General features: G+C 42.8%; 26 protein-coding genes and 1 other annotated feature. All 26 genes read right to left on the bottom strand.

Annotated features, from left to right (window positions below; translation table 11 throughout):
- Positions 1–1,057: MFS transporter (locus AYJ08_RS14205; RefSeq protein WP_082890962.1), on the bottom strand; the 1,057-nt coding region annotated here is incomplete at its 3' end.
- Positions 1,058–1,100: 43 nt separating this feature from the next.
- Positions 1,101–2,222: a mandelate racemase/muconate lactonizing enzyme family protein gene (locus AYJ08_RS14200; protein WP_064018269.1), complete on the bottom strand. Its 1,122-nt coding sequence runs from the start codon at positions 2,220–2,222 to the stop codon at positions 1,101–1,103.
- Between the two features lie 15 nt (positions 2,223–2,237).
- Positions 2,238–3,017 (bottom strand): TraR/DksA C4-type zinc finger protein, encoded by a 780-nt coding sequence (locus AYJ08_RS14195; protein ID WP_064018268.1) that lies wholly within the window; start codon positions 3,015–3,017, stop codon positions 2,238–2,240.
- Positions 3,018–3,168: 151 nt separating this feature from the next.
- Positions 3,169–5,949 carry an isoleucine--tRNA ligase gene (gene ileS, locus AYJ08_RS14190; RefSeq protein WP_197490674.1) on the bottom strand — a complete coding sequence of 927 codons (2,781 nt, stop codon included), beginning with the start codon at positions 5,947–5,949 and terminating at the stop codon, positions 3,169–3,171.
- A 117-nt stretch (positions 5,950–6,066) separates the two neighbouring features.
- Positions 6,067–6,316: a binding site (T-box leader), on the bottom strand.
- An 82-nt stretch (positions 6,317–6,398) separates the two neighbouring features.
- Entirely contained in the window at positions 6,399–6,881 is a 483-nt protein-coding gene (locus AYJ08_RS14185; protein ID WP_031413485.1) for a DivIVA domain-containing protein, read from the bottom strand.
- Positions 6,882–6,985: 104 nt separating this feature from the next.
- Positions 6,986–7,759, bottom strand: coding sequence for a YlmH family RNA-binding protein (locus AYJ08_RS14180; RefSeq protein ID WP_064018266.1), 774 nt, complete (start codon positions 7,757–7,759; stop codon positions 6,986–6,988).
- A gap of 16 nt (positions 7,760–7,775) precedes the next feature.
- Complete coding sequence (locus tag AYJ08_RS14175) at positions 7,776–8,039, bottom strand: YggT family protein (RefSeq protein WP_003342671.1); 264 nt, start codon at positions 8,037–8,039, stop codon at positions 7,776–7,778.
- 25 nt (positions 8,040–8,064) lie between these two features.
- The gene (locus tag AYJ08_RS14170) at positions 8,065–8,493 is read right to left on the bottom strand and encodes a cell division protein SepF (protein ID WP_003342669.1); all 429 of its coding nucleotides are present in this window, start codon (positions 8,491–8,493) and stop codon (positions 8,065–8,067) included.
- A 39-nt stretch (positions 8,494–8,532) separates the two neighbouring features.
- Entirely contained in the window at positions 8,533–9,237 is a 705-nt protein-coding gene (locus AYJ08_RS14165) for a YggS family pyridoxal phosphate-dependent enzyme (protein ID WP_003342666.1), read from the bottom strand.
- Complete coding sequence (pgeF, locus tag AYJ08_RS14160) at positions 9,234–10,064, bottom strand: peptidoglycan editing factor PgeF (protein ID WP_064018265.1); 831 nt, start codon at positions 10,062–10,064, stop codon at positions 9,234–9,236. Before pgeF ends, AYJ08_RS14165 begins: the two co-directional genes overlap by 4 nt.
- A gap of 111 nt (positions 10,065–10,175) precedes the next feature.
- Positions 10,176–10,454 (bottom strand): YlmC/YmxH family sporulation protein, encoded by a 279-nt coding sequence (locus tag AYJ08_RS14155; RefSeq protein ID WP_031413481.1) that lies wholly within the window; start codon positions 10,452–10,454, stop codon positions 10,176–10,178.
- Between the two features lie 207 nt (positions 10,455–10,661).
- Entirely contained in the window at positions 10,662–11,441 is a 780-nt protein-coding gene (sigG, locus tag AYJ08_RS14150) for an RNA polymerase sporulation sigma factor SigG (RefSeq protein WP_003342662.1), read from the bottom strand.
- A gap of 192 nt (positions 11,442–11,633) precedes the next feature.
- On the bottom strand, positions 11,634–12,356 hold the full coding sequence (gene sigE / locus AYJ08_RS14145; protein ID WP_064018264.1) for an RNA polymerase sporulation sigma factor SigE: 723 nt from the start codon (positions 12,354–12,356) through the stop codon (positions 11,634–11,636).
- 1 nt (position 12,357) lies between these two features.
- Positions 12,358–13,374 carry a sigma-E processing peptidase SpoIIGA gene (gene spoIIGA, locus AYJ08_RS14140; protein WP_064018263.1) on the bottom strand — a complete coding sequence of 339 codons (1,017 nt, stop codon included), beginning with the start codon at positions 13,372–13,374 and terminating at the stop codon, positions 12,358–12,360.
- Positions 13,375–13,988: 614 nt separating this feature from the next.
- Positions 13,989–15,137, bottom strand: a complete 1,149-nt coding sequence (gene ftsZ, locus AYJ08_RS14135; protein ID WP_064018262.1) for a cell division protein FtsZ — start codon at positions 15,135–15,137, stop codon at positions 13,989–13,991.
- Positions 15,138–15,254: 117 nt separating this feature from the next.
- On the bottom strand, positions 15,255–16,514 hold the full coding sequence (gene ftsA, locus AYJ08_RS14130) for a cell division protein FtsA (RefSeq protein WP_031413478.1): 1,260 nt from the start codon (positions 16,512–16,514) through the stop codon (positions 15,255–15,257).
- Positions 16,515–16,683: 169 nt separating this feature from the next.
- Complete coding sequence (locus AYJ08_RS14125) at positions 16,684–17,034, bottom strand: small basic family protein (RefSeq protein ID WP_003336699.1); 351 nt, start codon at positions 17,032–17,034, stop codon at positions 16,684–16,686.
- A gap of 2 nt (positions 17,035–17,036) precedes the next feature.
- Positions 17,037–17,777: a DUF881 domain-containing protein gene (locus AYJ08_RS14120; RefSeq protein ID WP_031413477.1), complete on the bottom strand. Its 741-nt coding sequence runs from the start codon at positions 17,775–17,777 to the stop codon at positions 17,037–17,039.
- An 11-nt stretch (positions 17,778–17,788) separates the two neighbouring features.
- Positions 17,789–18,502, bottom strand: coding sequence for a DUF881 domain-containing protein (locus AYJ08_RS14115; protein WP_064018272.1), 714 nt, complete (start codon positions 18,500–18,502; stop codon positions 17,789–17,791).
- Between the two features lie 71 nt (positions 18,503–18,573).
- A complete protein-coding gene (locus AYJ08_RS14110) occupies positions 18,574–19,743 on the bottom strand; it encodes a cell division protein FtsQ/DivIB (RefSeq protein WP_064018261.1) in 1,170 nt (389 codons plus the stop codon).
- An 89-nt stretch (positions 19,744–19,832) separates the two neighbouring features.
- On the bottom strand, positions 19,833–21,089 hold the full coding sequence (gene murA / locus AYJ08_RS14105) for a UDP-N-acetylglucosamine 1-carboxyvinyltransferase (protein ID WP_064018260.1): 1,257 nt from the start codon (positions 21,087–21,089) through the stop codon (positions 19,833–19,835).
- A 15-nt stretch (positions 21,090–21,104) separates the two neighbouring features.
- Positions 21,105–22,010, bottom strand: a complete 906-nt coding sequence (gene murB, locus AYJ08_RS14100; protein WP_031413471.1) for a UDP-N-acetylmuramate dehydrogenase — start codon at positions 22,008–22,010, stop codon at positions 21,105–21,107.
- A gap of 99 nt (positions 22,011–22,109) precedes the next feature.
- Positions 22,110–23,210, bottom strand: a complete 1,101-nt coding sequence (murG, locus tag AYJ08_RS14095) for an undecaprenyldiphospho-muramoylpentapeptide beta-N-acetylglucosaminyltransferase (protein ID WP_064018259.1) — start codon at positions 23,208–23,210, stop codon at positions 22,110–22,112.
- 30 nt (positions 23,211–23,240) lie between these two features.
- Positions 23,241–24,332 (bottom strand): stage V sporulation protein E, encoded by a 1,092-nt coding sequence (gene spoVE / locus AYJ08_RS14090; RefSeq protein ID WP_064018258.1) that lies wholly within the window; start codon positions 24,330–24,332, stop codon positions 23,241–23,243.
- A 67-nt stretch (positions 24,333–24,399) separates the two neighbouring features.
- Entirely contained in the window at positions 24,400–25,773 is a 1,374-nt protein-coding gene (gene murD / locus AYJ08_RS14085; protein WP_064018257.1) for a UDP-N-acetylmuramoyl-L-alanine--D-glutamate ligase, read from the bottom strand.
- A 1-nt stretch (position 25,774) separates the two neighbouring features.
- Positions 25,775–26,740 carry a phospho-N-acetylmuramoyl-pentapeptide-transferase gene (mraY, locus tag AYJ08_RS14080; RefSeq protein ID WP_003336690.1) on the bottom strand — a complete coding sequence of 322 codons (966 nt, stop codon included), beginning with the start codon at positions 26,738–26,740 and terminating at the stop codon, positions 25,775–25,777.
- Positions 26,741–26,757: the final 17 nt, after the last annotated feature.

Here is a 26,757-nt window from a genome sequence, read left to right as displayed (position 1 = left end):
GGACACCATTATACAAAGACGTAATCATACCACGCTCTGTCTTTGTAACCGATCCAATGATCATAGAATTGAGGCAGGGCAGAATCATGCCGGTTCCTACGCTGCCAAATACAAGAATTCCTATTAAGAAGTACACGTTCGAAACAAAGCTTGCCCCAACATAAGAAATGGTAAGTAAGAGCATCCCTGCAATAATAAAGTAGCGCATTACCGTTAGTCTCTTTTTAATAATAGCTCCGGTTATAAATGCCATGATGCTCAGAGCCAGCAAGGGAATAGCTAAAAAGGCACCTTTTAGGACACCATCAATCTGATAGGTCTCCTCCAGTAAATCCGATAGATAAAAAAGCACACCAAATAGCGTAGACAAGCAGATACTACCAATAAAAAAGGCTGGAATGAGCCATTTTCCATTTTGTTTAAATATCTGGCCAATCGAGCCAAGATACTCTTTAATTGATTGGGGTTGCTTGTTTTGCTTCTTTTCCTTTACCAATAACAAAAAAATAGTTAGAACTACTGCACATATGACCGGAAAAGCCAAAAAGACTGCGTACCATGTCCATAAGGCGAACAGAGAGCCTAAAATCGGGCTTAACACTTTACCCAATCCGTTAGAGGTTTCCAATAGTCCAAGCGCTTTACTTTCGGAGGCACCATCAAATAAGTCTCCTACTAAAGCCATAGCTATAGGTGATGTTCCCGCTGCACCTATCCCCTGTAACACCCTACCTAGAATAATTAACCAATAGGGATTGGTTAACCATAGGGACGCTAACCCTGCAAGCAATCCGCCTGCGCCATATAACGTTAAAGCGATCGTTATGACTACTTTGCGATTAAATCGGTCAGATAGATAGCCTGCCAATGGAATAATGATTCCGGCCGCAATAGAAAAAGCAGTAATTAAAAAACTGGTTTGAAAAGAAGTTAAGTGCAATTCCGATTTCATTGTTGGCAATATGGGAATTAACATTGAATTTCCAAGTACCATAACCAATGGAACACCTGTTAAACCTATGAGGTTTTTCTTGTTATTTTGCGCTTGAGCCATCATACGTCCTCTTTTCTTCAACGATCAACGTAATCATGAAATGAACTTAGGCCTGATATATACTACCATCCCAGCTATAGTGCGCTAGGATGTCGGTATCGATCTCTATACCAAGTCCCACTCCTTTTGGCAACGTAACCATCCCTTGATGCGGAGAGAGAGGAATTAGTTTGGTAAAGGGGTTTTCCATGATATCCCATTCGACTGGTTCGATTTCATCTCCTGTCATCTTGCTCCATGCAGGCAGACAGGCTTGGGCAAACAATGCATACAGCCTTGTTAAAGCACCATCAAATACATGCGGGGAAACACGATAGCCAAAACTACGCACAGTTGATAGCGTATGTCGATACCCATCGATTCCGTCCTCATGCATCGGGTCAGGCTGGGCAATATCAATCGCCCCGAGTTGGCACAGATTGTGAAAAGCCTTTACATTTAAGAGATTTTCTCCACCTGCTAATGGAATGGGAAGCTTCGATCGCAATAAAACATAATCATGCACGCGATCCATCGGCATGGGCTCCTCTAGCCACAACAGATTCCTCCATTCTGAAAAAAGCTGCTGCCATGCTCCTACACTAGCCACATCATAGCTCTGATTTGCATCCAAAGCAAAAGACATTTGAGAGTCAAGCTTAGCCATTAAGAGCTTCACGTGAGCTTGGTCCTCTTTTATTGTTCTCCCACCAATTTTAATTTTGGCCATTCGAAAACCATCAAGTAAAGCCTGTTCTACTTGTTTACAAGATTGCTGCTCCCAGTAAGGTGTATCCCGATACGATTGCAATGAGGCATAGACGGGTATGGTGTCCCGCCACATTCCTCCGTATAAATCGCATATGGGGAGCCCCCCACTTTTACTCAAAATTTCCATTAAAGCCATGCTAACGGCAGTAGCGGCTCGTTGATGCCACTTTTTCACAACAGTGACCAGCTTGTTTCGGTCCGTTGCCTGTTTGCCAATTAAATAGGGAATAACTCGTTTACGAAAGCCCACCTCCAGCGTGGGTAACCAATCAATACATTCCCCCCACCCTTCCAGTCCCGAGCGTGTCACGATTTTAATCATGTAACAGGAACGATACTTTTTGTAGCCATTTGCATCCCCATAAGGCTCACGTAATCGGTGAAGGCAAGGGTACGTCTCGATCCGTTCGATAATCAACTAAATACCTCCATCTTACAGGTTGTTAAGATCATCAATATCCTCATCGGCTTCCTGCTTAGCTAAATCATCTAAATACTGGTCATACGATATGAATATCCCTTTTCCCTCGTTTTGATCCATGTATCGATCATACGTATGGCTCCGCATAAAATGAACACTGTCTGGCCCATGATAGCCATACATATCGGTGTAACCAATCTGCTCCACGGCTTCTACATAACCATCAGCTTCATCTGCCTCAATATACATTTGGTTATAATCTGTTTTATCCGTGTCTTGGAAAGAAAAGGGCGTACTGGAGGTTCCCCATGATTCAACAATTTGCCATGCATCTTCGCCATCGAAGGAATTTGCTTCTTTTTCATCCAGCGAAGTTCGTCCAAAGGCTGGTTTCATAAACTGCTCCTCAACGGGACGCTGATTGTTAACAGCAGGAGACGGAGCATGTTCTTTGCATGTTAGTGCTTGCGGTAGGGCTTCTAATCTTTCGGCTGGAATTTCTTTTCCGCAGACAGTACAAATGCCATATGTTCCTGCATCTATACGCTCTAATGCTTGATCTATCTCTCCTAATGTTTCCCGATCCAACTGGTACAAGGCAATATCCTTTTCTCGCTCAAACAATTCAGAAGCAACATCTGCAGGATGATTATCATAAGTGGAAAGCTCGGAGGTAGTTTCACCCATAGCGCTTTTCATACCATAGTGATCGTTCTCTTCTAAACGTTTTGTTATGCTCTCCCTCTCATCCAGGAGTCTCTGCTTAACATGAGCCAGCGTCTGTTTATCCATCTGGACACCATCCTTACTTAAAAGTGTAGAGCTCTCGTTTTGGTAGTATGCCCCACAAAAAAACGTTCTTACTAGGGAATTTTTTTCCCTAATAAGAACGTTCTTTGTAAAATCAATATAATTGGGATGGAAACGATGTGACCGAGTAAATTTACTCTGTTACATGTGAAAAGTGTTCGTCAACAATCGTAGCACAACGCTCGCATGTAGTTGGGTGCGATTCCACTGTGCCTACATCTTCTTTTACGACACGGCAGCGTTCACATTTTCCACCTTCAGCCGCAAGTACAACTACGGAAATGCCTTCAAGCTTAACAGCCTCCGCAGGTGCTTTTGTGCCAGCCTCATGCATTTCAATATCGGCTACGATAAACAGATCTGCTAAATATTCCATATCCATCAGCGTTTGATATACTTCCTGCGTGTGTGGATAAAGAACTAATCTAGCATCGACGGAATTACCAAATACTTTGTTGCGGCGCGCTTCTTCCATTGCTTTTAGCACTTCATCGCGCACCTCTAAGAAGGACGTCCATTTTGCCTGCTCTTCTTCGATGAATAAATGCTGCTCATTTACTTCCGGCATATCGGTAAGCTGTACACTCGCCTCTGTTACACCTGGAATAAACTGCCACACTTCATCTGCTGTATGCGGGATGATCGGTGATAACAATTTCACTAGGTCAATCAAGATATCATACATAACCGTTTGTGCTGCACGACGCTCTTCGCTATCTGGCGCTTCAACATACAAGCGATCTTTAGAGATATCCATATAGAAAGAAGAAAGCTCGATCGTGCAGAAGTTATGCACAGTTTGATATACAGTATGGAATTGATATTCATCGTATGCTTTGCGGGTACGTTTTACCATTTCTGCCGCTTTTGCCAGCATAAAGCGATCTAACTCAGGCAGGCGATCGTACTCTACTCGATCTTTCATTGGATCAAAGCCAGCCAGGTTACCAAGCAGGAAGCGGAACGTATTACGGATTTTACGGTAAACCTCTGCATTCTGCGCAAGAATCGCATCAGAGATACGGTGGTCTGATTGATAGTCCACAGAGGATACCCATAGGCGTAAAATATCAGCACCTAGCTTGTCTGTTACTTCTTTTGGAACAATCGTATTACCAAGCGATTTGGACATCTTGCGTCCTTCACCATCTAATGTGAAACCATGGCTTAGGATGCTTTTATATGGTGCCTTGCCATGAACAGCTACTGAAGTAGATAAAGAAGAGTTAAACCAGCCGCGATATTGGTCGGAACCCTCCAGATATAAATCAGCAGGCCAGCTTAGATTGTCGCGTTGACGCAATACTGCTTCATGTGAGGAGCCTGAATCGAACCAAACATCCATGATATCTGTTTCTTTACGGAATTCTTTGCAACCGCAATCGCAAGTCAATCCTGCTGGAATTAGATCAGCCGCTTCACGGGCAAACCACACGCCAGAACCTTCTTTAGCAAACAAGTTAGCGATATGATCAATAGTTTGTTCATTGATAATTGGTTCGTTGCATGCTTTACAATAGAAGATTGGAATTGGCACACCCCAAACACGCTGACGTGAAATGCACCAGTCATTGCGATCTGCCACCATATTAGCAAGACGTGTCTCGCCCCAATTCGGAGTCCATTTCACCTCTTTAATAGCTTCAAGCATTTGGCTACGGAAGCCTTCTACCGAAGCAAACCACTGCTCTGTCGCACGGAAAATGATTGGTTTTTTCGTACGCCAGTCATGTGGATAGGAGTGAGTGATGAAGCTTAATTTTAACAAAGCTCCGTTTTCCTTCAGTTTTTCAGATACCACTTTATTAGCATCTTCATAGAACAAGCCTTCGAAGCCTGGTGCTTCCTTTGTCATCTTTCCTTCATGATCGACTGGGCATAGCACTTCGATATTATATTTCTTAGAAACGTTAAAGTCGTCTTCCCCGTGTCCTGGTGCGGTATGAACACAACCTGTACCAGCGTCTAATGTAACGTGATCACCCAAAATGATTGGGGAAATACGCTCATAGAATGGATGCTGTGTCTCAATTCCTTCTAAATCAGAGCCTGTAAAGGTTTGGACAGTCTCCACTTGCTCCCAGCCAATTTCTTTTGTTACGGATTCTACCAGACCAGAAGCTACTAAATATTTATTTCCATCTGCAACCACTACACTGTATTCCAAATCAGGATTTAGCGAGATAGCCTTGTTAGCTGGAAGTGTCCAAGGAGTAGTTGTCCAGATAATGACACCCGTATCCTGATCTAATTTACCTTTTCCATCCTTCACCATGAAACGCACGTAGATCGAAGCAGAACGCTTATCTTGGTATTCGATTTCTGCATCTGCTAATGCTGTTTCAGAGGATGGAGACCAATATACGCAACGCAGACCTTTGTAGATATAGCCCTTTGTAGCCATGGCACCAAACACTCGAATTTGGGCTGCTTCATATTCAGGTAGCAATGTTACATAAGGGTTTTCCCAATCGCCGCGAATACCCAAACGTTTAAATTGATCACGTTGTTTATTTACATAGCTCCAAGCGTATTCTTCACAACGTTTACGGAAGTCGTTTACTTCGATGTTGCGGCGATCTAATTTTTGTGCATTTACAATCGCTTGTTCAATTGGCAAGCCATGCGTATCCCAACCTGGAATATACGGAGCATAAAAGCCAGCCATGGATTTGTAGCGCACGATAATATCCTTTAATGTTTTATTTAAAGAATGACCAATATGGATATCTCCGTTCGCGTAAGGAGGACCATCATGTAGAATAAAGCTTGGGCGATCCTTAGTACGCTCCAAAACTTGTTTATAGATGTCCATTTCTTCCCATCTTGCTTCTACTTCTGGCTCACGAACTGGCAAATTTCCACGCATAGGAAATTCGGTTTTTGGCAGGTTAAGCGTTTTTCCATAATCGATACTCATCTGTATTCACTCCTTGATTATAGTTACGATACCAGTTTTATTGCCGGGTGATTACAGGCTATTTAGCATATACAGCTATTTTTTTCCAACAAAAAAAGCCTTTCTAATCCCCGTAGGGACGAGAAAAGCTTCCCGTGGTACCACCCTAATAAACATGATATGGCAAGATGACCCGCCGTTTCATGTCCACTCATTTCATTCGTAACGTGAATGTAACGCTCACCTACTCACGTCATGCTGGACGCTTTCAGGTATGAACTCCTGGGTGATTTTCGAGGAGCAGCTCCGTCCAAGCTTTCACCGCCGCCTGGCTCTCTGTTACGGATGTTGGCACCTTTACTATCCCGATCATCGTTGTTTGATATATGGGTAAAAACTGAATAAAAACTTGCTATACATTATAATTCCATCTTTGACAGAACGTCAATGCTTTATTCCGTTAGTTATCCTTCATAGGAAGAATCCATTTTTTGCAAATCGTCCCAATCGCCATTTTCCAGCATTTCCAATTGTGCTTCGAGCAATGTACGAAAACGCATGCGATAGACAGAAGCACGTTTTTTCAGCTCTTCAATCTCAATTGCTACCTTGCGTGATTTAGCCAAGGCTTCATTGATAATTCGATCGGCATTTTTTTCAGCTTCCTTTAAGATTAGCTGTGACTCCTTGCGAGCATTGTTTCTCACTTCTTCTGCTGTTTCTTGAGCAACTAGGATTGATTTGCTCAAATTCTCTTCTAAGTTCTTATAATGGTCCAAACGCTCTGTTAATAGAGACATACGCTCTTCGATTTCCCTTTTTTCCTTGATCATAAGCTCGAAGTCTTTTATGATTTGGTCCAAGAACTCATTGACTTCATCCACATTATAACCGCGGAAACCGGAACTAAATTCCTTGTTATGTATATCAAGAGGCGTTAATGGCATAGACAGTTCCTCACTTTCCCCGTTTTCTTATGTTGGCAAGTTACCCCATGTTTTCGACAGTTTCTATAAAAATTCCTGCCTTGGCTCGGGAAAAATGCGCGTAATCATGAAAAAATAAAAGCTGTCAGACGTAAACGGCCACTCTTAGTTGGCCCGGTTACCTCTGTAATTTCAAATCGACCAAAGCCACCAAGCGAAATCATATCACCTTGAGCAATACTATGCGAGGGGTCTTCGACGATTTTATGATTGACTTTGCATTTTCCAGCACGAATTGGGAGCAATGCCTTAGCTCGCGAAAGGTTGCATACCTCTCCAATGATAGCATCAAGTCTAGCGGACAGTACTGTAAAGGTTTTGTTTGTTCCTTTTTTCTCAGGTACAGTAAGTTCAGCAAAAGATATCTCTTGTAAGCTAACGGGAATTCTATGAATAGAAGCAACCTGCATACGCACAAAATCTGCTACTTCTTCGGCTACCACTGTTTGACATGAATGTTCGCTAACCAAGATATCACCGAACTTTTCACGTTTTATGCCTACATGCAGCAATGCCCCCATGACATCCCGATGCTCCCATGCAATAAAACGTTGGTTACCCTTAATTTCAAACAAGCGCAAGCCAAAATCGACATCCTCAGGTACGATATAGGAAGGATGCAACAGGGCACGCACCCTCTCTGCACCATCGTATCCCCCGGATGCCGATACTCTGACGTCCTGTACTTGTGAAGTAAGACTTTGTAGAATAAAAAGCTGACGTGGATCAAGGAAATCCGTCAAGCGCATGATTTGCCGCTCATCCACTAGCCTTAGCATTTCCAGCGCCCGTTCTACGAATGGATATTCTTCTTTTTTAAAATGATGGTAAATACTCATCTACGGATCGCTCTCTTTACAAGAACCTACTCAACAAAGAAAATAGGCCCTCTCTAGCAAAATACAATGCAATCATGGCAACCATTGGGGATAGGTCAATAAAGCCAAGCGGCGGAATGAAACGGCGGAAAATAGATAGATAAGGCTCTACCAATCGTTCCAGCAATTGACCAATAGACGTTTCCCTCATTTGTGGCACCCATGACATAAAGACATAGGCAATTACCATGTAAAAGTAGATTTGAAACGCAAAATTAATAATTGCAACCAATGTATACATCTGTTCACCTCAGTAACTTGATGTCTTACTCTTCTACTATTACGCTTGAAATGGTTCCCTGGATATCTACATGATCAGGCGTACAAACAAAAATTTGTTCTCCTACCTTTTGGATATCCCCATTCAAGGCATATACCGTGCCACTGAGGAAATCAATAATGCGTTTTGCCTGATCGTTCTCCACACGTTGTAAATTAACTACAACAGGTCTTCTATTTCGCAAGCTATCTGCGATATCCTGAGCATCGCTATAATGACGTGGTTCAAATAGCATGAGCCTAATACCTTCCCGGTCTCTGGCTGCATGCAGGCTCACCACATTGCTTCCCGCTGATGATTTCTGGCCATTTTTCTTAGGAGGAGCTTCCTGTTCACGCTCTTCTTCCACATATTCTTCTACGTACTCTTCATTTTCCAGACCAAAAAAATTCATAAGTTTATTCATGACACCCAAATTCCTTCCTCCTCTCCGGACAAAGCCGCGCTTATTCTGCTATTCCGGTTGCACGAGTACGGAGCCCAGCCGCACAAACGTGGCTCCTTCTTCAATAGCGATCTCAAAATCTCCTGACATGCCCATGGATAATTCTTGGACAGTCACTCGAGGTAAATTGCATTCTTTGAGTCGTTGTTGCCATTCGCGCAAGCCCCGAAACACGTACCGAATCTCTTCGGGGTCTTCTGTTTGCGGTGCCATGGTCATTAATCCATCAACGCTTATGTGTTCCATATTACTAATTTCTTTGACAAAAGCCAAGACATCATCTGGATGTAAACCAAATTTTGTTTCCTCTTGGGAAATATTTATTTGTAAAAAGCAAGAAACGACGATTCCTAGCTTACTAGCACGTTTTTCTATTTCTTGAGCCAACGATAATCTGTCTAGAGAATGTATGTAAGTAAAACGCCCCACTACATCTTTGACCTTGTTTGTTTGTAAATGACCGATATAGTGCCAAACCGCCTTGTCTTTATACGCTTCGTACTTTGGAAGGGCATCTTGAATCCGATTTTCCCCAATGTGGGTTAGCCCAGCGGCGATAATTTCCCCGATTGCGGGGGTATCTACATATTTCGTCACAGCTACGACTTTTACCTCTTCGCGCTGACGATTTGACCGCTTACAAGCTGCCGATATTTTCTGTTCAATATCGACCAAACGCTGTTCAACTGTAGCTTTTGCTACCATTCTAGTCATGTTGTTTGCTCCTTCCATCCAATAAATGAAGCCATTCTACCTGTGTTCCCTCGATCCTTTCGATGCGAAAAAAACAAATCGTTGCGACAGCTTGTGCAATAATGTGTCGTACTAATATGATCGGCAGGAACTCCCGCCTCTTCCACTATTACCTGATTTAACTGGCGTAAATCTAGCATGTAATGACTGGTTTTGTGACTAGGCTGTACAGCTTGCTCCCAGCTAGAAGCAGCTGTACGAGCCTGCATCATTACGCGCTCGTCTACTTCATAGCAGCAGGCCCCGATACTAGGTCCAATTGCTACATAGATATCCTCTGGATTCGATTGATACTCCCGACGAAAAGCCTCTATCATTTCCCGCCCAATTAAGGAAACTGTGCCCTTCCATCCTGCATGAGCCAGTCCTATCGCATTGCGGATTGGGTCAAGAAAAAAGAGAGGGACACAATCCGCATAAAAGGAGGTTAAGAAAACCCCTTGCTCATTGGTATATAAGCCATCTGTATTTGTAATGACACTCTCTAAACTATCTCTGCCGGCTCCAATCTGGCCGGCAGAAATTTTGGTTACTTTATTACCGTGTATCTGATCAGCGCAGGTCCATGTTTCAAACGAAAATCCCTGTTGATCAGCAAGTTGTCGTCGATTTTTAATGACATGGTTAGGATCATCTCCCACATGTAATCCCATATTGCACATTTGTGGGCTATCCGTATTCTGTATCCCCCATCTTGTCGTAAATCCTGCTGTCAGTCCAGGATAAGCAGACTCCCATTTCTTTACATGCAAAGTGCGAGTCGTATTGTCTAACTGAAATGGCTCCATGTATCTGCTCTCCTCTCATATTACCCTATCTAATATCTTACTGGTTTTGTAGCGGTCAGGGCAAGTAAATCACTCTGATTTTTCGATATCTGTTTTGCTTTTCGTCAATTTTTAGGAAAGCTCCTCATCAGCATGCTTGGACTCCAGTTTAATGGGTTCCTCTAATCGAACCAGTACAACATCCTTCCCAATCTTAACAATATTTCGCCAAGGAATAACATACTCATTTGAGCCTGCAAACAATCCGAAGAAACGACCTTCACCTGGAACGACAATCGCATCGACACGCCCTGCTTTTAAATCGATTTCTAAATCAGAAATTTGTCCTAAACGCTTCCCATCTATAATGTTAACGACTTCTTTGATTTGAAATTCTGAAATTTTCACCATAGGAATTCACCACTCTTTCTTTTCAACTACTCTCCTTCCAAGCTCTCGCTATTATGTATATGTGCCTTTCGTTTTAAAAAGTAGTTCCATTAAAAATAGCCCTGTTCAAGAAATATGTTATCACTTGAACAAGGCATGGGTATAAAGCCTGCTATAATTCTGCCAATGGGAACTGGCCTTTCGTTCATTCTTTGGGTGCTATATCAGCTAGGATTGAACATGCTTTTGCATATGGGAAATCGCCGCTTTTTCCAATCTTGAGACCTGTGCTTGCGATATCCCAATTTCCTCTGCTACTTCCATCTGAGTTTTTCCTTCATAGAAGCGCATGGACAAAATCATTTTTTCTCGATCCCCTAAACGTTGCATGCCTTCCCGAAGAGCAATCTCCTCTACCCAGAAGATATCCTTGTTTTTTTCATCACTGATCTGATCCATTACAAAGATAGGATCTCCTCCGTCCTGATAGATCGGTTCAAATAAAGAAACGGGGTCCTGAATTGCATCGAGAGCAAACACGACATCTTCTTTCGATACATTTAAGGCACTAGAAATTTCCACGATGGTGGGTTCGCGAGAGTGCTTATTCGTCAAACTGTCGCGTACTTGCAACGCTTTATAAGCAATATCTCTCAGGGAGCGCGATACGCGAATCGGATTGTTATCGCGCAGGTATCGTCTGATTTCTCCTATAATCATTGGAACAGCATATGTCGAAAATTTAACGTTCTGCCCAAGATCAAAATTGTCAATCGCCTTCATCAAACCGATACATCCCACCTGAAACAGATCGTCTACATATTCTCCCCGATTATTAAACCGTTGAATAACACTTAACACCAGACGTAGGTTCCCATTCACCAACTTTTCTCTGGCAGAGTGCTCACCGCTCTGTAATCGTTCAAAGAGCTCCCGCATTTCTTTGTTGTTTAGTACCGGAAGCTTTGAAGTGTCTACTCCACAAATCTCAACCTTGTTGCGCGACACACCATTCCCTCCTCAGAGAAAAAAAGTCCCTATCCGTATGTACTCTGCCTTATTGCCCTCTCACTTTTGCATGCAAGAAAAAGGAGCAAATGATCCCGTTTAAAAAAACAGGGCGGCAGGGAAAATGGTTTTGTAAAAACCACTTTCTGGTATGGATAGGAACAGTATTTCCAGAGGTTCATAAATTATGCGTCACACCATTTTGTTAAATTCTTTTCGTAGTCGTTTGATTATTCGCTTTTCTAAACGCGAAATATACGATTGTGAGATACCTAAGAGATCAGCCACATCCTTTTGCGTCTTCTCCTCTTCTCCCGCTAATCCAAAGCGTAATTCCATAATCACCCGCTCTCGGTCAGAGAGCTTGTCGAGCGCTTTATGCAATAATTTTCTGTCCACCTGATCCTCAATATTTTTGTAGATCGTATCATTTTCTGTGCCCAGAACGTCCGAGAGCAATAGCTCATTTCCATCCCAATCAATATTTAAAGGTTCATCAAATGATACTTCTGAACGTATCTTATTATTACGACGCAAATACATCAGAATTTCGTTTTCAATACAACGAGAAGCATAGGTAGCCAGTTTGATGTTTTTTTCAGGATCAAAAGTATTCACTGCTTTAATTAGACCAATCGTCCCAATACTAACCAAATCCTCAATGTTAATACCCGTATTTTCAAATTTTCGGGCAATATAAACAACTAGGCGTAGATTGCGTTCAATCAACATACTTCGAACGGCTCCATCACCGGATGGAAGGCGAGCGAGCAAGACTTCTTCTTCTTCGCGTGTTAGGGGCGGGGGAAGCGCTTCACTGCCACCTATGTAATAGATTTCTTCTGCTTTCACTCCAATTTTGAGCAAGATGCGATACCACATTAATTGGACATATAGACAAATTTTTACGTACATGCTAGCCCTCCTGTTCTAATGATGATGTATGAATTCCTTTTATCTTGTTAGCTGGTTGAACTGGTTCAATATCATGGGTGACTTCATTTATTTCCTGGCGTTGGATTAATGCGGGATGCACAATTGATTCATATCTGCCGTCTGCTGATAAGGCAATGGGGTTTAACCCAATTAATACACGTTCTGAAGCGAGGCGCAGCCCATTGTGTATTACTGTCACCTGCTCTGGACGAATGGCTACCATGAAATCCATTCCCCTAGACACACTCCGAAACGGTACGAGGCGTAGTTTCCCTTGCCACTCCAGCGGAAGTTCATCCAGTGTTTTCTCCAATCTCTGAAGTTTCTCCCCCTCCTCTCTTGCTACTTCTAAAATAGGTAATGGCAAAATTTGTTCAAATAATCGAGACTCCATAACCATGACAGGGATACGCGTTATGGGTTCATGTAATTGGTTGCCCGTATCAACCAATCCCCGGCATATAATTACTTGACTGGAGATTTTCACCTCTACCTCCACTAAAAATGCTTCTATTTTTCGTGGTTCCTGAATTGACTGATAGCTTTTCCTGCTTAGCAGAAATACCAGCACAACCCCTAGACACACGATAAGTAATGTTGGCTTTGTTCCTACTCCAAAACTATCGTTATGAGTCACCAAGATGCCTTGGATAATTTCATGTTGACTCGTAGTCAATAGAGTAAGGGCATATACCCCTCCTCCAAAAACAAAGGAAACAAAATAAAAAATAGCCAGATGATGTAAAAAGTGTGTAAGTCGTTTAAAACCAAATGCAATCCATAAAATAAATAGAGAGAAAAGTAGCTTTGTAAACCACGCATATATTCCTGAAAAGGCTGGAAAAAAGTAAAAGGCCACATAACAGCTTCCTACTGCTGATGCAAGCAACAATCTCCACCAAATGATGCGTTCTTTTCGAAAAAAAGCGGTAAACCATAATAATAAGGCATCAATTACAAAATTCAGGAGTAGAATGATATCCAGATAGACGACCATGTACTGTCTTCACCTCCGTCTGGCAAAAACAGTATATCTCAATGTATATGTAAAGTCTGTCAAAACTTGACCGCATTTTTTCCCTTTTTTTGTTGAAAAAACATGGTGAAATAATCCCGTTTTCCTTGACAATAGGCTGGGTTACCAATCAATAGAATTCTTGACCTAAAAACAATCGCCCTTGCTTATAAATTTATAAAAAAGAAAGCCCTCAGCAGATTCTAGTAAACTCATTTCTTAAAGTAGAATTGGGAAGGATGAAACGTAAACAACTAATGATTTTTTGATAGTTACCTAGGACGGGGTACACAGCTTTTAGCCAGCACTTTCATCTGGAAGATTTCTCAGCTAAAACATGAAAAAACCACTTATTTTCAACTCTTTTATGACCAATCTACATTTCGATGGAATGACATTTCAACTACATAGGAAAGCTGCTCCCTTTTCTGAAGCTGCCTTCATTAACATTTTTCAAAAATAAAGTTTTTTAATTTCATATGCTATAAATAAAATAACAAAAAAACCTTGCTCTCTTTACAGAAAACAAGGTTTTTCTATGCTTGTTAGTTGTAGATGAAGCTTTATTCTTTCTCTACACTATTTTATCCGATTTATTATTTCTTACGACGACGATTACGCAAGAATGCCGGGATGTCTAGATTATCCAAGTTGCTTAGATTAATAGACTTGTCTTCTTCCATTTCACGAGAACGTGAAGGAACGGATGGTTGTTGCGGTGCTGCGCTACGAGTAGCTTGTTGTTGTAGCTCAGCCTGCGGGCGGCGTGTTGCCGTTGCAACATGGCGTTGGTTATCAGCAAAACCAGTTGCGATTACTGTTACTAGGATTTCATTTTTTAAATCTTCGTTAATAACCGCACCGAAAATCATGTTTACTTCTGGGTCCGCTGCAGAGGAAACGATATCGGCTGCTTCATTTACCTCATACAAGCTCAAGCTAGTACCACCCGTAATGTTCATAAGTACACCACGAGCTCCATCAATAGATGTTTCTAGTAATGGACTGGAGATTGCTTTACGTGCGGCCTCTGCTGCACGATTTTCTCCACTAGCGACACCAATACCCATAAGAGCAGATCCACGCTCGGTCATAATGGTTTTGACATCAGCAAAGTCAAGGTTAATCAAACCAGGGGTTGCAATCAAATCAGAGATACCCTGTACACCTTGACTTAGTACATTATCAGCTGTTCGGAAAGCTTCTAGCATAGGCGTATTTTTATCAACGATTTCAAGTAGACGATCATTTGGAATAACAATGAGTGTATCTACTTTTTCTTTTAAAGCAGCAATACCCGCTTCAGCTTGCAAAGAGCGTTTACGTCCTTCAAAAGAGAACGGTCTTGTTACTACCCCAACTGTTAAAGCACCTAATTCTTTAGCAATTTCAGCAATCACAGGGGCTGCACCAGTACCGGTACCTCCACCCATTCCTGCAGTAACAAATACCATATCAGACCCGCGCAGTGCATTCTCAACCAATTCGCGGCTTTCCTCTGCTGCCTTCTTACCTACATCAGGATTCGCACCTGCACCAAGACCACGTGTCAGCTTCTCCCCGATTTGTAGCTTGATATCAGCGTTAGACAGGTGCAGCGCCTGGGCATCAGTATTCACCGTAATGAATTCAACACCTTTTACTCCGCCTGCAATCATTCGGTTTACAGCATTGCTGCCACCGCCGCCACAACCAATAACCTTGATTTGCGCTAATTGTTCCATATCCAAGTCAAATTCGAGCATCTTGAAAGTTCCTCCTCATTCATTCATACACGCTTTTCTCAATTTTGTTAAAAACCCGTTGTTGTAGGACGACGGGGCGAATTTTATTGAACTTCTTTATCTGTTCGGTTGGTTTGTTTAAATGAATTCGCTAAACCAATTCTTCATCTTTTCAATGAAATTCCCTTGAGAATCCCGTTTCGGTGCTGAAGGTGCCGGACGGCTTGCCGCTTTTGCAGGGGCAGGCTTCTTGGCCGTATAATTCGTCAGCATCGAGGCATATTGAATGAGGCCCACACCGATGGTATATCCCGGGTCACGCACACCAATATAATCCGGTATAGCAATGCGTACAGGTGCTGCAAGCTCTTCATTCGCAAGCTCCAACATACCCGGCATGCAAACCGTGCCACCGGTTAAAACATATCCACCAGCGATTTCATTCTGGAACCCAAGACGATACACTTCGTCTTCAATCAAATTGAAAATCTCTGCGGCACGTGGTTCGATAATATTGGCAAGATCGACTTGAGTGAATTGTTTTTCCACTTCGCTGCCGATACGCGTTACCTTGAATTTTTCTTCATCGGATGCTTCATCAATCAGAGCACATCCATGTTTTCGTTTCATTTTTTCTGCTACTTCTGTATGTGTGCGTAAACCGAGAGCAATATCATTGGTGATATGGTCTCCACCAATTGCGAGGGTGGAAGTAGCTACTAATTGACCCTGTTCAAAGATTGCGATGGTGGTCGAGCCCGCGCCAATATCAACTAGAACAACACCTAGATTCTTATCGTCCTTAGTCAATGCGACCGAGCTTGCAGCCAATGGTTGCAAAAAGATACCCGCAACTTGCAAATCAGCTCGTTGTGCACATCGTACAACATTGTGGATCACTGTTTTGGATCCGGTGACAATAGTACCCTCCATTTCAAGACGAACACCGATCATTCCCCGAGGATCTTTTATCTTTCCTAACCCATCAACAACAAATTCCGTCGGTACGACATCGATAATTTCACGATCTGGCGGAAGTGCGACAACCTTTGCAGCTTGAACGACACGATCAATATCCTCTTCACGAATCTCGCGGTCTTCACTGGAAACGGCTACCACGCCCTGCGTTTCGAATAGCTCTATATGGGTGCCAGAGATTCCGACATAAACGTCTTCAATTGTTACCCCTACCATACGTTCAGCATGATCGACTGCTTCTCGGATTGCATGCACGGTTTGGTCGATATCTACAATAGTTCCTCTGCTAATGCCTTCTGAATGGGATTGGCCTACACCAATAATATTGATATTACCGTTATTTACTTCCCCAATCATAACGCGTACTTTAGAGGTACCAATATCGATGCTGACAATAAGATCATTTTGACTGTTTACCAAACCAGTGACACCTCCCCTAGTTCAACTTGTACTTTAAATAAGTGATGACATCTGCATATTTTATTCCACACAGGATACCCATTCCCTTTTTTTTCTTACAATCTTTTTTAAAAATCACAATGGTAATTGTAACCAAGTTATAATTTGGTTGAACCCGATGCTTATTTATTTACACATCACGCTTATTTAACCATTTGGCCAGCAGAATGCGACGAATGATAGCCAGATTATTAAATAAACGTACCCCAAATGCAACAATCGCTGCCATGTATAGATCAATACCGAGAAAAGCTCCTAAAAAAGCTAATCCAGCGGCAAACAGCGTATTGAAAAAGAACCCAGATAAAAAGACCCGAACATTAAACACTCGCTCCAAATAAGACCGAATGCCACCAAAAATCGTATCCAAACCAGCTAACAATGCAATTGATACATAGCTACTATATTCTTGAGGTACATTGATGTTTAGATAAAATCCCGCTATTACTCCTGCAATCAAACCTACAATCGGCAACCACATTATTATGAATCTCCTTTTGACTTCACCGGTTTCATGAACCGCATCTGCTTGTTCCCTGTGAAAGGCGGGATAATTAGATGATCCTGTGCTTCCATTTTTACAATTTTATTCATCGATTGAAACGTGCTTTCAACCCCTTCTAGCTTCATGCTGCTCAGTAAGGTTTCTGGATCTCCAAGTGCCTTAATTTCATAAGGCAAGCGGATCGTTTTTGTATCCACTTGGATTTCTTCGCCTACATTTCGGATTGAACTATTAGAAATAAGTCGATTATTATTAATAGCAATCACAGTAGCTCCATTTGCTAAAAGCTCATTGGTCAGCCAGCGTAAGTCAACATCAAGCATCAGGTTCGATGCTAATTCGTGTGGAGCGTCTCCTTCCCACTGATTGCCAGGTGGCACCTCCATGTTTTCAATACGAATGATAATACCCTTTCCTTCTACAACATCAAGACCTGCTAATTTTTTGGTTCGGTTTAATTCTTCTTTCATAACACCGATTGTCTCTACAGAACTTAGGGATGCTTCATATTGGGCTAAAAGTTCTCCCTGTTTAGATATATCGGCTAAAAGGTTCTTACTTTTTTCTTGTTCTTTCAGTAGAGCTTTACGAAGTTCAATCACACTTCTCGCATCCGCTTGTTTAGGATGTTTTGTGCTCTGAATTTGGGTTGCTAGCATAATTCCTATGATAGCACTAATAATGGTTAATATAAACGTAATTTTACGGTTTTCCAGCATGGTATCACCTGTTAGGAGGAAGAGCTTGTTCCCATTTTCACATCACCTACAAAAGCAGGTAGTTCAATGGAATCTTTCTTCGCTGTTTCAATTTTTATAAACCCTTCAAAAGAATCAATCACCCCGCCTGGTAAATGAAGCGCTCCTTCTAAAGTACCAGGGTCTCCCACTGCTTTAATCACAAAGGGCGCTGCTGATTTTACCCCGTTTACAATCACAGTAGGTCCAACGCAACGAATCGAGGAGCTGGTAACCAGGCGTTGGTCATTCACACTGATTCCCTCTGCTCCAGCAACAAATAGCTCATTAACCACTCTCCAAATGTCTTGTTCATGTACGATATTTTGTACAACATTCGTGCTAATCGGACTAGGGTTATCTCGAAGGGTAACCATTACACCAGCTCCTGTCGCTGGTACCGTTCCAGCTAGCAAACGCGCGCGGTCTAGTGCTGTTAAGAGAGCTGCCGCTTCTGATTGATGATTGGCCATCGCTGTCTCTACCTGAGATATTTTGCGCTGAGTATCTGCATATTGCTGCTCAAGTGCCCGATTCTTTTCCCGTTCTGCAATAATGCGTTCATTCAGCTTGGTTTCCTGTTGAAATTCTTTTTCTGTTTGCACCACTTTTTTATGTAGCTGGGTCAGCTCGATGGAGTTAGCCATCAGAAATCCGGTACTAAACATGACCAGCGTAAGATAAACATGAAATTTCCTAACTCGCATGCCTTTTGTCACCTTTCATTTTCCTTCTAGACACTTAGCTGGCTTTATTAGTTGCTTGAACTCCTCGATTTTTATTCAAAAGATGTGGTCGTTTCTTCTGTTGAATCGGTATTTTGGTTCCTATTGGCCGCGTTGTTGCTTTGGCTATTGTTCTGGTTTTGGTTCTGGTTTTGGTTCTGGTTTTGGTTCTGGTTTTGGTTCTGATTCTCATTCTGGCTATTGCCTGTGCTTTGATTATTTAGGCTTGAGTTATTCGAGCTTCCTTCATTTTGGTTACCATTTCCATTATTCTGAATGCCATTTTGTCGATTGTTTGTATTTTGTCCATTCTGCTGGTTCCGATTATTTGGATCGTTGTTGTCCGTTGTTTGCGAAGATTGATCCTGCGTTCGATTTTGTGTATCTCCATTAGCAGACGTGTCTGTCCCTGGCTCATTTATTAAGCTACCATCAGGATTTGTTAGCTGCTGTAATTGTTGTTGGTTCGTCACATGATGACTGTATTCCTCAAACCACGTCACATCTAAAAGGTTAACAATTCCTTTTTGACCCTTGGGAATCTCCTGCACAATAGAGGGGTACCAGGGCAGTTTTTTCTTTAGCTGAGAGAGAGTGCTACGAATTTCATTTCCATCGCGCATATTTAGCACCACTTGCTGACTATCATATTTGGTAGGCAATAGCGATAGATCAGAGATTTGGTGGAGAACGCCGCCTTGTAGTGAAATAAGAGCTTCGGCTAACTGCTTTAACGTTTTTGGATCTTTACTAGACCAAGATTGAATAATAGGTCTGTCCATCATAAGCGTTTGGGTTGGGGGAGTTAAAATCGTCCCATCCTCTAATAAATAGCCCGGTTGCTTTTGTCCATTTACATACAAGGCTGTTCGGCGGTATTCTTGAATATTTAAGCGAATAACACCGGGGAAATCACGGGAAATCGAGATATCTTTAATGCCCTTCAATGTGGAAATACCCGCTTCCACATCACTATCCCACACATTTAAAAACTGCATGCCGTTGGTAAGAGTAGACGCCTGAATAATCTGCTCCTTCGTGTATAAGATGTTACCATAGACTTGAATATCAGTTACCTTACTGTAAGGAGAGCGGAAGAATACTACGCTTAAGACTAGTACGAAAAAGATAGCCAGGATAATAATTAAACGGCGGTTTCCTTTTTTCTTACGTGGTGTAGCATTTTTAACGAGCGGTATTCTGTCGTCTTTATACCTATTCAAATATTCTCCCCCCTACAGTTCGCAATTCCCTATCCATTTACAGCGTGAAAAGCGGCATAACATCCATGCCGCTCCCCCACTTTTGTATGCTATATGGTTATACGAGAGATAGAAGCACCCAACTGTTGCAGTTGTTTCTCGATACGTTCGTACCCTCGATCTATATGCTGCGTTTGTTCAACAATAGTAGTGCCTTGGGCAGCTAAACCAGCCAATACGAGTGCAGCTCCTGCACGCAGGTCTGTAGCTTCCACTGTAGCCCCATAAAATCTATCCACACCACGGATAAAAGCTGTTCCTAGGTCAACAAAGATGGAAGCACCCATTCTCTCTAATTCAGTCACATGCCTAAATCTGCCTTCGAACACTGTCTCCTTCATCAGACTGGTTCCATCTGCTAAAGACAGAAAAACCATCATCTGTGCTTGCAAATCAGTTGGAAAACCAGGATAGGGAGACGTCATAATGCGATTAATCGCCCGTGGACGAGAAGTGTTTTTTATCTCCATTATATCATGGTATGTTTTGATTTCAACACCGCTGCCACGTACCAATTCAACCAAAGCTGTCAAATGTTCTGGAATTGTATTACTCAGTTCTATATGCCCTTTTGACAATCCTACAGCTAACAGATGCGTGCCCGTCACGATCCGGTCCGGGATAACACGATAACTGATGGCTCTCAGCCTTGGAACACCGTCAATCTCTATGGTATCCGTTCCTGCTCCGCGGACTTTTGCTCCCATTGAATTTAGGAAATTTTGCAGATCAATGATTTCGGGCTCGCGTGCGGCATTATAAATCCGGGTCGTACCTTTTGCCAAAACAGCAGCCATCATAATATTCTCCGTTGCACCTACACTTGGAAACGTTAAGAATATTTTAGTACCTTCGAGCGCTGGTGAACGGAAAGTAATATAGCCCTCAGCATCAGTGTATTGGGCACCTAAAGCAGCTAGACCTGAGAGATGAAGGTCAATTCTTCTCTCCCCGATGGCGCAGCCTCCTGGACGTGAAATGGTTACCTCCCCTAGCCGGGCTAATAGTGGCCCCATAAGAAAAATGGAAGAACGCATTTGTCCCATTAAATCTTCAGGTACTTGAGTCTGATTGACACCTGTCGTATCAACCGTGACTGTATGATCCTCGTGGCTTACCCTCGCTCCAATTTCGCTCAAAATTTTGAGCATTACTTCTATGTCCTTCAAATGTGGTACATCGTAGATATGAAACTGCCCTTCAGCGAGTACAGTCGCAGCTAGAATTGGCAGAGCAGCATTTTTGGCTCCATGAATCCGTAGCGTTCCGGACAGAGGTTTTCCACCTTCGATAGCAAAAGCTTCCAAACTTTCACCTCCGTGTTACCCCTCGCCGATCACCAAAACCTCCGTATGCAAATCCACGTTGAAGTTTTTCAGTACCGTAGCACGAGCATACTCAATTAGGGTGAGGACGTCGGTCGCCGTGGCCCCTCCTCGATTTACGATGAAGTTAGCATGCATCTCTGATATCTGAGCTCCCCCAATGGTAAAGCCTTTTAGCCCTGACGCTTCAATCAGACGTCCTGCATGATCTCCAGGCGGATTACGGAACACGCTCCCCGCACAAGGCGAGTTGAAAGGTTGCGTACTGAGCCGACGATCTTTAAACTTTGCTAGCGACTTAGCAATCTCTCTGCGGTCACCTGTCTGTAATTGAAGAGTAGCTTCGATAACTATACCCTTGCGTTGCTGCAATAGGGATGTGCGGTAGCTAAACTGCATCTCTTCCTTGCTCACTATCTTCGTCTCTCCATCGTTGAAAAGGATTTCGGCACTTGTTAGAATACGTGAAAGATCAGATCCATGCGCCCCGGCATTCATGTAGACAGCTCCTCCAACAGATCCAGGAATCCCGCCTGCAAATTCTAATCCAGTTAAGCCCTGCTTTCCTGCCTCTACTGCTAAGCGTACCATAGAGTACCCTGCACCAACACACACCGTTTCTCCCTGAAACTCGCAGTGACTTAAACCCTGAGCCACCTTAAACACGGCTCCACGTATCCCTCCATCCCTCACTAGAAGGTTGGAACCGCGTCCAATAACAGTCCAGGGAATTTCATGTTGATGGATAATTTGAACCGCTCGAATGAGCGCTTCTTTATCTGTAGGCTGGATCATCAGGTCTGCCGGTCCCCCTATTCGCCATGTCGTATGCTTGGCGAGAGGTTCTTCAACCCATACCTTTCCAACATTTGCTTGTTCTAATGCTTCTGCTACATGCTTCATAAGAACCTCCTGACACAAATGCTAGGTCGGAACTTTTTCAATCACGCGTTTGCTCTCATACTATGCGCATTTCCGATCTAGCGTGACAAACGCCTATTATTAGCGATTTACGACTTTTACTATCTGTTGATAAAGATTACTTGCAGCTTCCGGCATCCCTAATGAGAGTGATGCTTTTTGCATATTGCTCCACTTTTGTTCATCTGTCAACATACTGTGAAGCGTGGACATCAATTTCTCTGAGGTTAAGTCTTTTTCAACGATAACAGCTGCTGCACCAGCTCTTTCTAGGCCTCGTGCATTTTTCTCCTGATGGTTATTTGTTACATACGGAGATGGAATGAGAATGGACGGAATACCAAGCGCCGTAATCTCTGCTAAAAAAGAAGCTCCAGCTCGATTGATGATGACATGCGTTGCTGCAAGCAGATCTGGCATATGATCGACGTATGGAACCAGCGTAAAGTTGCTTGGTCGGTTTGTCATTTTATCAATACGTTCCTTTATCGATTCATAATGCACAGCGCCTGTTACATAGACAAAGTGACAGTCAGAATACGTATGAAACTGAGCCAGTGATGCAAGTGTCACCTCATTGATCGCTTTAGCACCGCGACTTCCTCCCACAACAAGCACGATCTTTTTGTCACTTGGTAGCCCTAGCATGCTTCTCCCTTTACTAGGATCGCTATGTATGACTTCCGTAGCTCGCGGATTACCAATAAAGCTTGTTTTTTTCTGTGGAAAAAACGGCAACGACTCCTCAAAAGAGACCGCTACCTGCTTCACATAACGCGATAAAAATTTATTTGTAATCCCAGGTACAATATTTTGTTCGTGAATAATTGTCGGAATACCAAGCTTAGCTGCGGCATACACAACAGGGCCACAAACATAACCTCCTGTACCGATCACCACATCCGGTTTACATTCTTTGAGCATCCGTTTTGAATCAGATACCGCACGTATAAACTTCAGGATTGTGCGCACATTATCAAAAGAGAGTTTTCGCTTAAAGCCTGCTATCTCTACTGCTTGAAAGGGAATGTTAAATTTAGGAACAATCGTGGATTCCAACCCTTTATGGGTACCAATATACAAAAAGGCAGCTTGCGGTTCATGACGCAAAATTTCTTTTGCAACCGCAAGCGCCGGATAGATGTGCCCTCCAGTTCCTCCCCCTGTTAACACGACTCTCATAATATCACCCATCTCTCTTTATGTTATCTGTCATCTGGAAAAGCGGGAGATGTTTAGCAGGATGCCTACCTGTGTTAGCATGAGCGTCAACGAGGAGCCACCGTAGCTTAAAAATGGCAAGGTAATACCCGTTACAGGAAACATCCCCGTTACAACGCCTACATTAATCGTTACTTGGATGCCGATCATGCCGATAATAGCTAGAGCAAGCAAATTCCCAAACAAATCAGGAGCAGTAATCGCTACTCGCATGCCTCGCCATAACAGCAACAAAAATAATAGGAGTACCAGCGTCCCACCAACAAAGCCTAATTCCTCAGAAATAATGGAGAAAATAAAGTCATTGTACGGCTCCGGTAAGTAGGAAAACTTTTGCCTGCTCTCTCCCAATCCAAGTCCTAACAGACCTCCTGGCCCAATTGCATATAATGACTGAATGATTTGATAGCCCGAACCTAAAGGGTCCGACCACGGATCAAGAAAAGAAGTAATCCGGGCCATTCGATATGGTGCTGACAGAATTAGTCCGACAAAACCAATAACGCCAAACATCCCTAACCCGACAAAATGGCTTATTCTTGCTCCGGAGGCAAAGATCATTAGAATTGCCATTCCCATCAACACACTTCCAGTCCCTAAATCAGGTTGTAACATAATCAACCCGAAACATGCAACTGGGATTATCAACGCAGGAAACAGTCCTTTTTTAAAGTAAACAATATTCTTTTGATTATCCGATAGCCATCTCGCTAAAAAAGCCGCAACCCCAAATTTAGCAAATTCCCCGGGCTGAATGCCGAAGGACCCAAAGCCAAGCCAACTTTTTGAACCATTAACCTCTCGCCCAATAACCAAAACCACCACGAGCAACGCCAGACTTACGATAAATCCAGCCTTGGCCCATTTCTTCCATACCCAATAGTCAATGTTCATCATCACATACATGGAAACAATCCCCAATATCGCGAAGATGATCTGCCGCTTGGTAAAAAAGTACGGGTCTTGGAATTTGTGCTGGGCAAATACGGCACTGGCGCTGTAAACCATCACAATCCCGATTCCTAGTAGGAAAAGGGTGACAAAAATAATAACAAAATCAGGGGCAGAACGTACTTTACTCATCGCAAGCCATCCTTTCGTACGTCGTCCCTTTGCTATCATTTTTGTCTGAGCTTACAAAGGGACAGGTTTATATAGGCTTGTTTTTAAGTTTATGCACGCTATCCTTAAACATGCTCCCTCTTACTTCATAGGAAGGAAACATATCCCAACTAGCACAAGCCGGGCTTAACAAGACCACGTCGTTCGCTTCCGCGATAGCCGCTGCTTGTTTAACAGCACTATCAACAGTATCGACGGCAAAACGAAGTTCAATCCCTGCTTCTTCGGCTCTTTTCTGTAAAATGGGAGATGTTTGCCCATAAGTGATAATTGCTTTTACTTTGTTTTGTAGTGGTGGAACTAACTCAGCAAAATCTACACCCCGGTCAAGTCCACCAGCAATAAGAACAACCGGCTCCCCAAATGCCTCAATCCCACGAATAGCAGCTTCGGAGTTAGTAGCTTTTGAATTGTTGTAATATTTTACACCAGCAATCGTATCGACATATTCTAAACGATGTTCAACACCGCTAAAGCTGCGTAATACATGCTTCATTGCATCGTAGTCTGCTCCGGCTAATTTACTCATCACGATAGCTGCTAGAGCATTTTCCTGATTAAATTCCCCGGGCAATGAGATTTCTGTAGCTTTCATAATCTCGTCTAGCTTGCCGTCCTCATTTTTAAAGTAGACAATGCCATCCTTGATAAATGCGCCGCAAGGAACCTCTTGCTTAATACTTACATAGAAGGCTTTTGCTCGAATGTTTTGGCAAACCTTCATCACGGGTTCATGATCATATGGCAGAACTGCATAATCCTCTTCCGTCTGATTGGCAAAAATTTTACACTTTGCCTTGGTATACTCCTCAAACGAATGATGATAATCCAGATGGGCTGGATACAGATTTAAGATCGTAGCAATATGAGGACGGAATGTATCGGTTCCCATCAATTGAAAGCTACTTAATTCAGCCACTAAATACTGATCCGGCTTCATCTCTTCCGCCAAACTACATAACACCGTGCCAATATTTCCACCAACGATAGCATCCACAGAAGCTGCGTGCAAAATAAGTCCTACTAATGTAGTCGTGGTCGTTTTCCCATTTGAGCCAGTAATACCGATTAATGGCGCTTTGGACAAACGATAGGCTAGCTCTACTTCTGTAATCACTGGTATAGACATGGCTAATGCCTGCTGAACTGGTTTTGATTCATAAGGAATCCCAGGATTTTTTACCACTAAAGCTACATCCTTGGAGATGAGATCATCCGGATGTCCGCCCGTAATCACTTGTACCCCCAGCTCTTCTAGCTCTTCATATCCAGTAGCTTCCTCACGTGTTTTTTGATCATTTACGATGACAATAGCACCAAAACGGTGTAACAGTTTTGCAACCGCCACACCGCTTTTCGCCAGACCTAATACAACAACGAGCTTTCCTCTATACATATCCATGTTAACGTATCACCTCTAAATAAACACCTAATCCGGCAAATAGAATGCCTACAAGCCAAAATGTTACCACCACACGCCATTCAGACCAGCCAGTTAGCTCAAAATGATGGTGTAAGGGGCTCATACGGAAAACGCGTTTTCCGCGAGTTTTAAAAGATATAACTTGAATAATAACGGATAGTGTTTCAATGACAAAAACAATTCCGATAATCGCCAGCAGCAACTCTGTTTTGGTCATGATCGCTATCCCAGCCAGCGCTCCCCCTAGGGCAAGCGAGCCAGTGTCACCCATAAATACCCGTGCCGGATGAGCATTAAACACGAGAAAGCCTAGAACAGAGCCAACAACCGCTGCACTGAAGATAGCCGTATCCATATTCGATGCATTCCAAGCAATAATCGCATAGGCTCCAAAAGCAATGGCACTAGTTCCTGCCAGCAATCCATCCAAGCCATCTGTAAGATTAACAGCGTTTGTACTTCCCACAAGTAAAAAAACAAGGAAAGGGAAATAGAACAGTCCCAGATCAATTCCTAACGATGTTCCTGGAATGGTCAGCGTTGTTGGATGGTTCATCTGCAATAGCAAATAGTAAGCACCAATCGCTAACAGGATTTGGCCTAAGAACTTTTGCTTCGCGGTTAAACCCAAATTATGTTTTCTTTTAATTTTAATAAAATCATCAAGAAAACCAATAAGTCCGTATCCAAACGTAACAATAATCAAAAACAACAGCTCCGTGTTCCACTTCGAAAATTTTAACACGGTTAATAGGAGAGCCATAGCAATGATGGTTCCCCCCATAGTAGGTGTTCCCGCTTTTTTCTGGTGAGATTGGGGGCCTTCTTCACGAATGCTTTGACCAAACTTTAATCGGCGAAGCATGGGAATAAACAGCGGACCAATTAAAACAGCAATGAGAAAGGCTGCAATGATTGTTATAAATAAGACATTATCAAATGGCATGCCCCTACCTCCTTTCT

The organism is Brevibacillus sp. SKDU10, assembly GCF_001645205.1.
GTDB classification, from domain to species: domain Bacteria; phylum Bacillota; class Bacilli; order Brevibacillales; family Brevibacillaceae; genus Brevibacillus_B; species Brevibacillus_B halotolerans.
This window is presented reverse-complemented; position numbering and strand designations above follow the sequence as displayed.

Excerpts from the sequence above, each read along its gene's own strand:
- murG (WP_064018259.1), bottom strand. The coding sequence starts at position 23,210 with ATGAGAGTCGTGTTAACAGGGGGAGGAACTGGAGGGCACATCTATCCG.
- AYJ08_RS14185 (WP_031413485.1), bottom strand. The coding sequence starts at position 6,881 with ATGCCATTAACGCCTCTTGATATACATAACAAGGAATTTAGTTCCGGT.
- AYJ08_RS14120 (WP_031413477.1), bottom strand. The coding sequence starts at position 17,777 with ATGCTGGAAAACCGTAAAATTACGTTTATATTAACCATTATTAGTGCT.
- murD (WP_064018257.1), bottom strand. The coding sequence starts at position 25,773 with ATGGATATGTATAGAGGAAAGCTCGTTGTTGTATTAGGTCTGGCGAAA.
- AYJ08_RS14195 (WP_064018268.1), bottom strand. The coding sequence starts at position 3,017 with ATGGATAAACAGACGCTGGCTCATGTTAAGCAGAGACTCCTGGATGAG.
- AYJ08_RS14155 (WP_031413481.1), bottom strand. The coding sequence starts at position 10,454 with ATGGTGAAAATTTCAGAATTTCAAATCAAAGAAGTCGTTAACATTATA.
- pgeF (WP_064018265.1), bottom strand. The coding sequence starts at position 10,064 with ATGGAGCCATTTCAGTTAGACAATACGACTCGCACTTTGCATGTAAAG.
- mraY (WP_003336690.1), bottom strand. The coding sequence starts at position 26,740 with ATGCCATTTGATAATGTCTTATTTATAACAATCATTGCAGCCTTTCTC.
- spoIIGA (WP_064018263.1), bottom strand. The coding sequence starts at position 13,374 with ATGGTCGTCTATCTGGATATCATTCTACTCCTGAATTTTGTAATTGAT.
- murB (WP_031413471.1), bottom strand. The coding sequence starts at position 22,010 with ATGAAGCATGTAGCAGAAGCATTAGAACAAGCAAATGTTGGAAAGGTA.
- AYJ08_RS14175 (WP_003342671.1), bottom strand. The coding sequence starts at position 8,039 with ATGTATACATTGGTTGCAATTATTAATTTTGCGTTTCAAATCTACTTT.
- ftsZ (WP_064018262.1), bottom strand. The coding sequence starts at position 15,137 with ATGCTCGAATTTGACTTGGATATGGAACAATTAGCGCAAATCAAGGTT.
- AYJ08_RS14115 (WP_064018272.1), bottom strand. The coding sequence starts at position 18,502 with ATGCGAGTTAGGAAATTTCATGTTTATCTTACGCTGGTCATGTTTAGT.
- spoVE (WP_064018258.1), bottom strand. The coding sequence starts at position 24,332 with ATGAGTAAAGTACGTTCTGCCCCTGATTTTGTTATTATTTTTGTCACC.
- sigE (WP_064018264.1), bottom strand. The coding sequence starts at position 12,356 with ATGTACGTAAAAATTTGTCTATATGTCCAATTAATGTGGTATCGCATC.
- AYJ08_RS14125 (WP_003336699.1), bottom strand. The coding sequence starts at position 17,034 with ATGTGGTTGCCGATTGTAGGTTTGATTGCAGGAGTAATAGCGGGATTT.
- AYJ08_RS14165 (WP_003342666.1), bottom strand. The coding sequence starts at position 9,237 with ATGACTAGAATGGTAGCAAAAGCTACAGTTGAACAGCGTTTGGTCGAT.
- AYJ08_RS14180 (WP_064018266.1), bottom strand. The coding sequence starts at position 7,759 with ATGAGTATTTACCATCATTTTAAAAAAGAAGAATATCCATTCGTAGAA.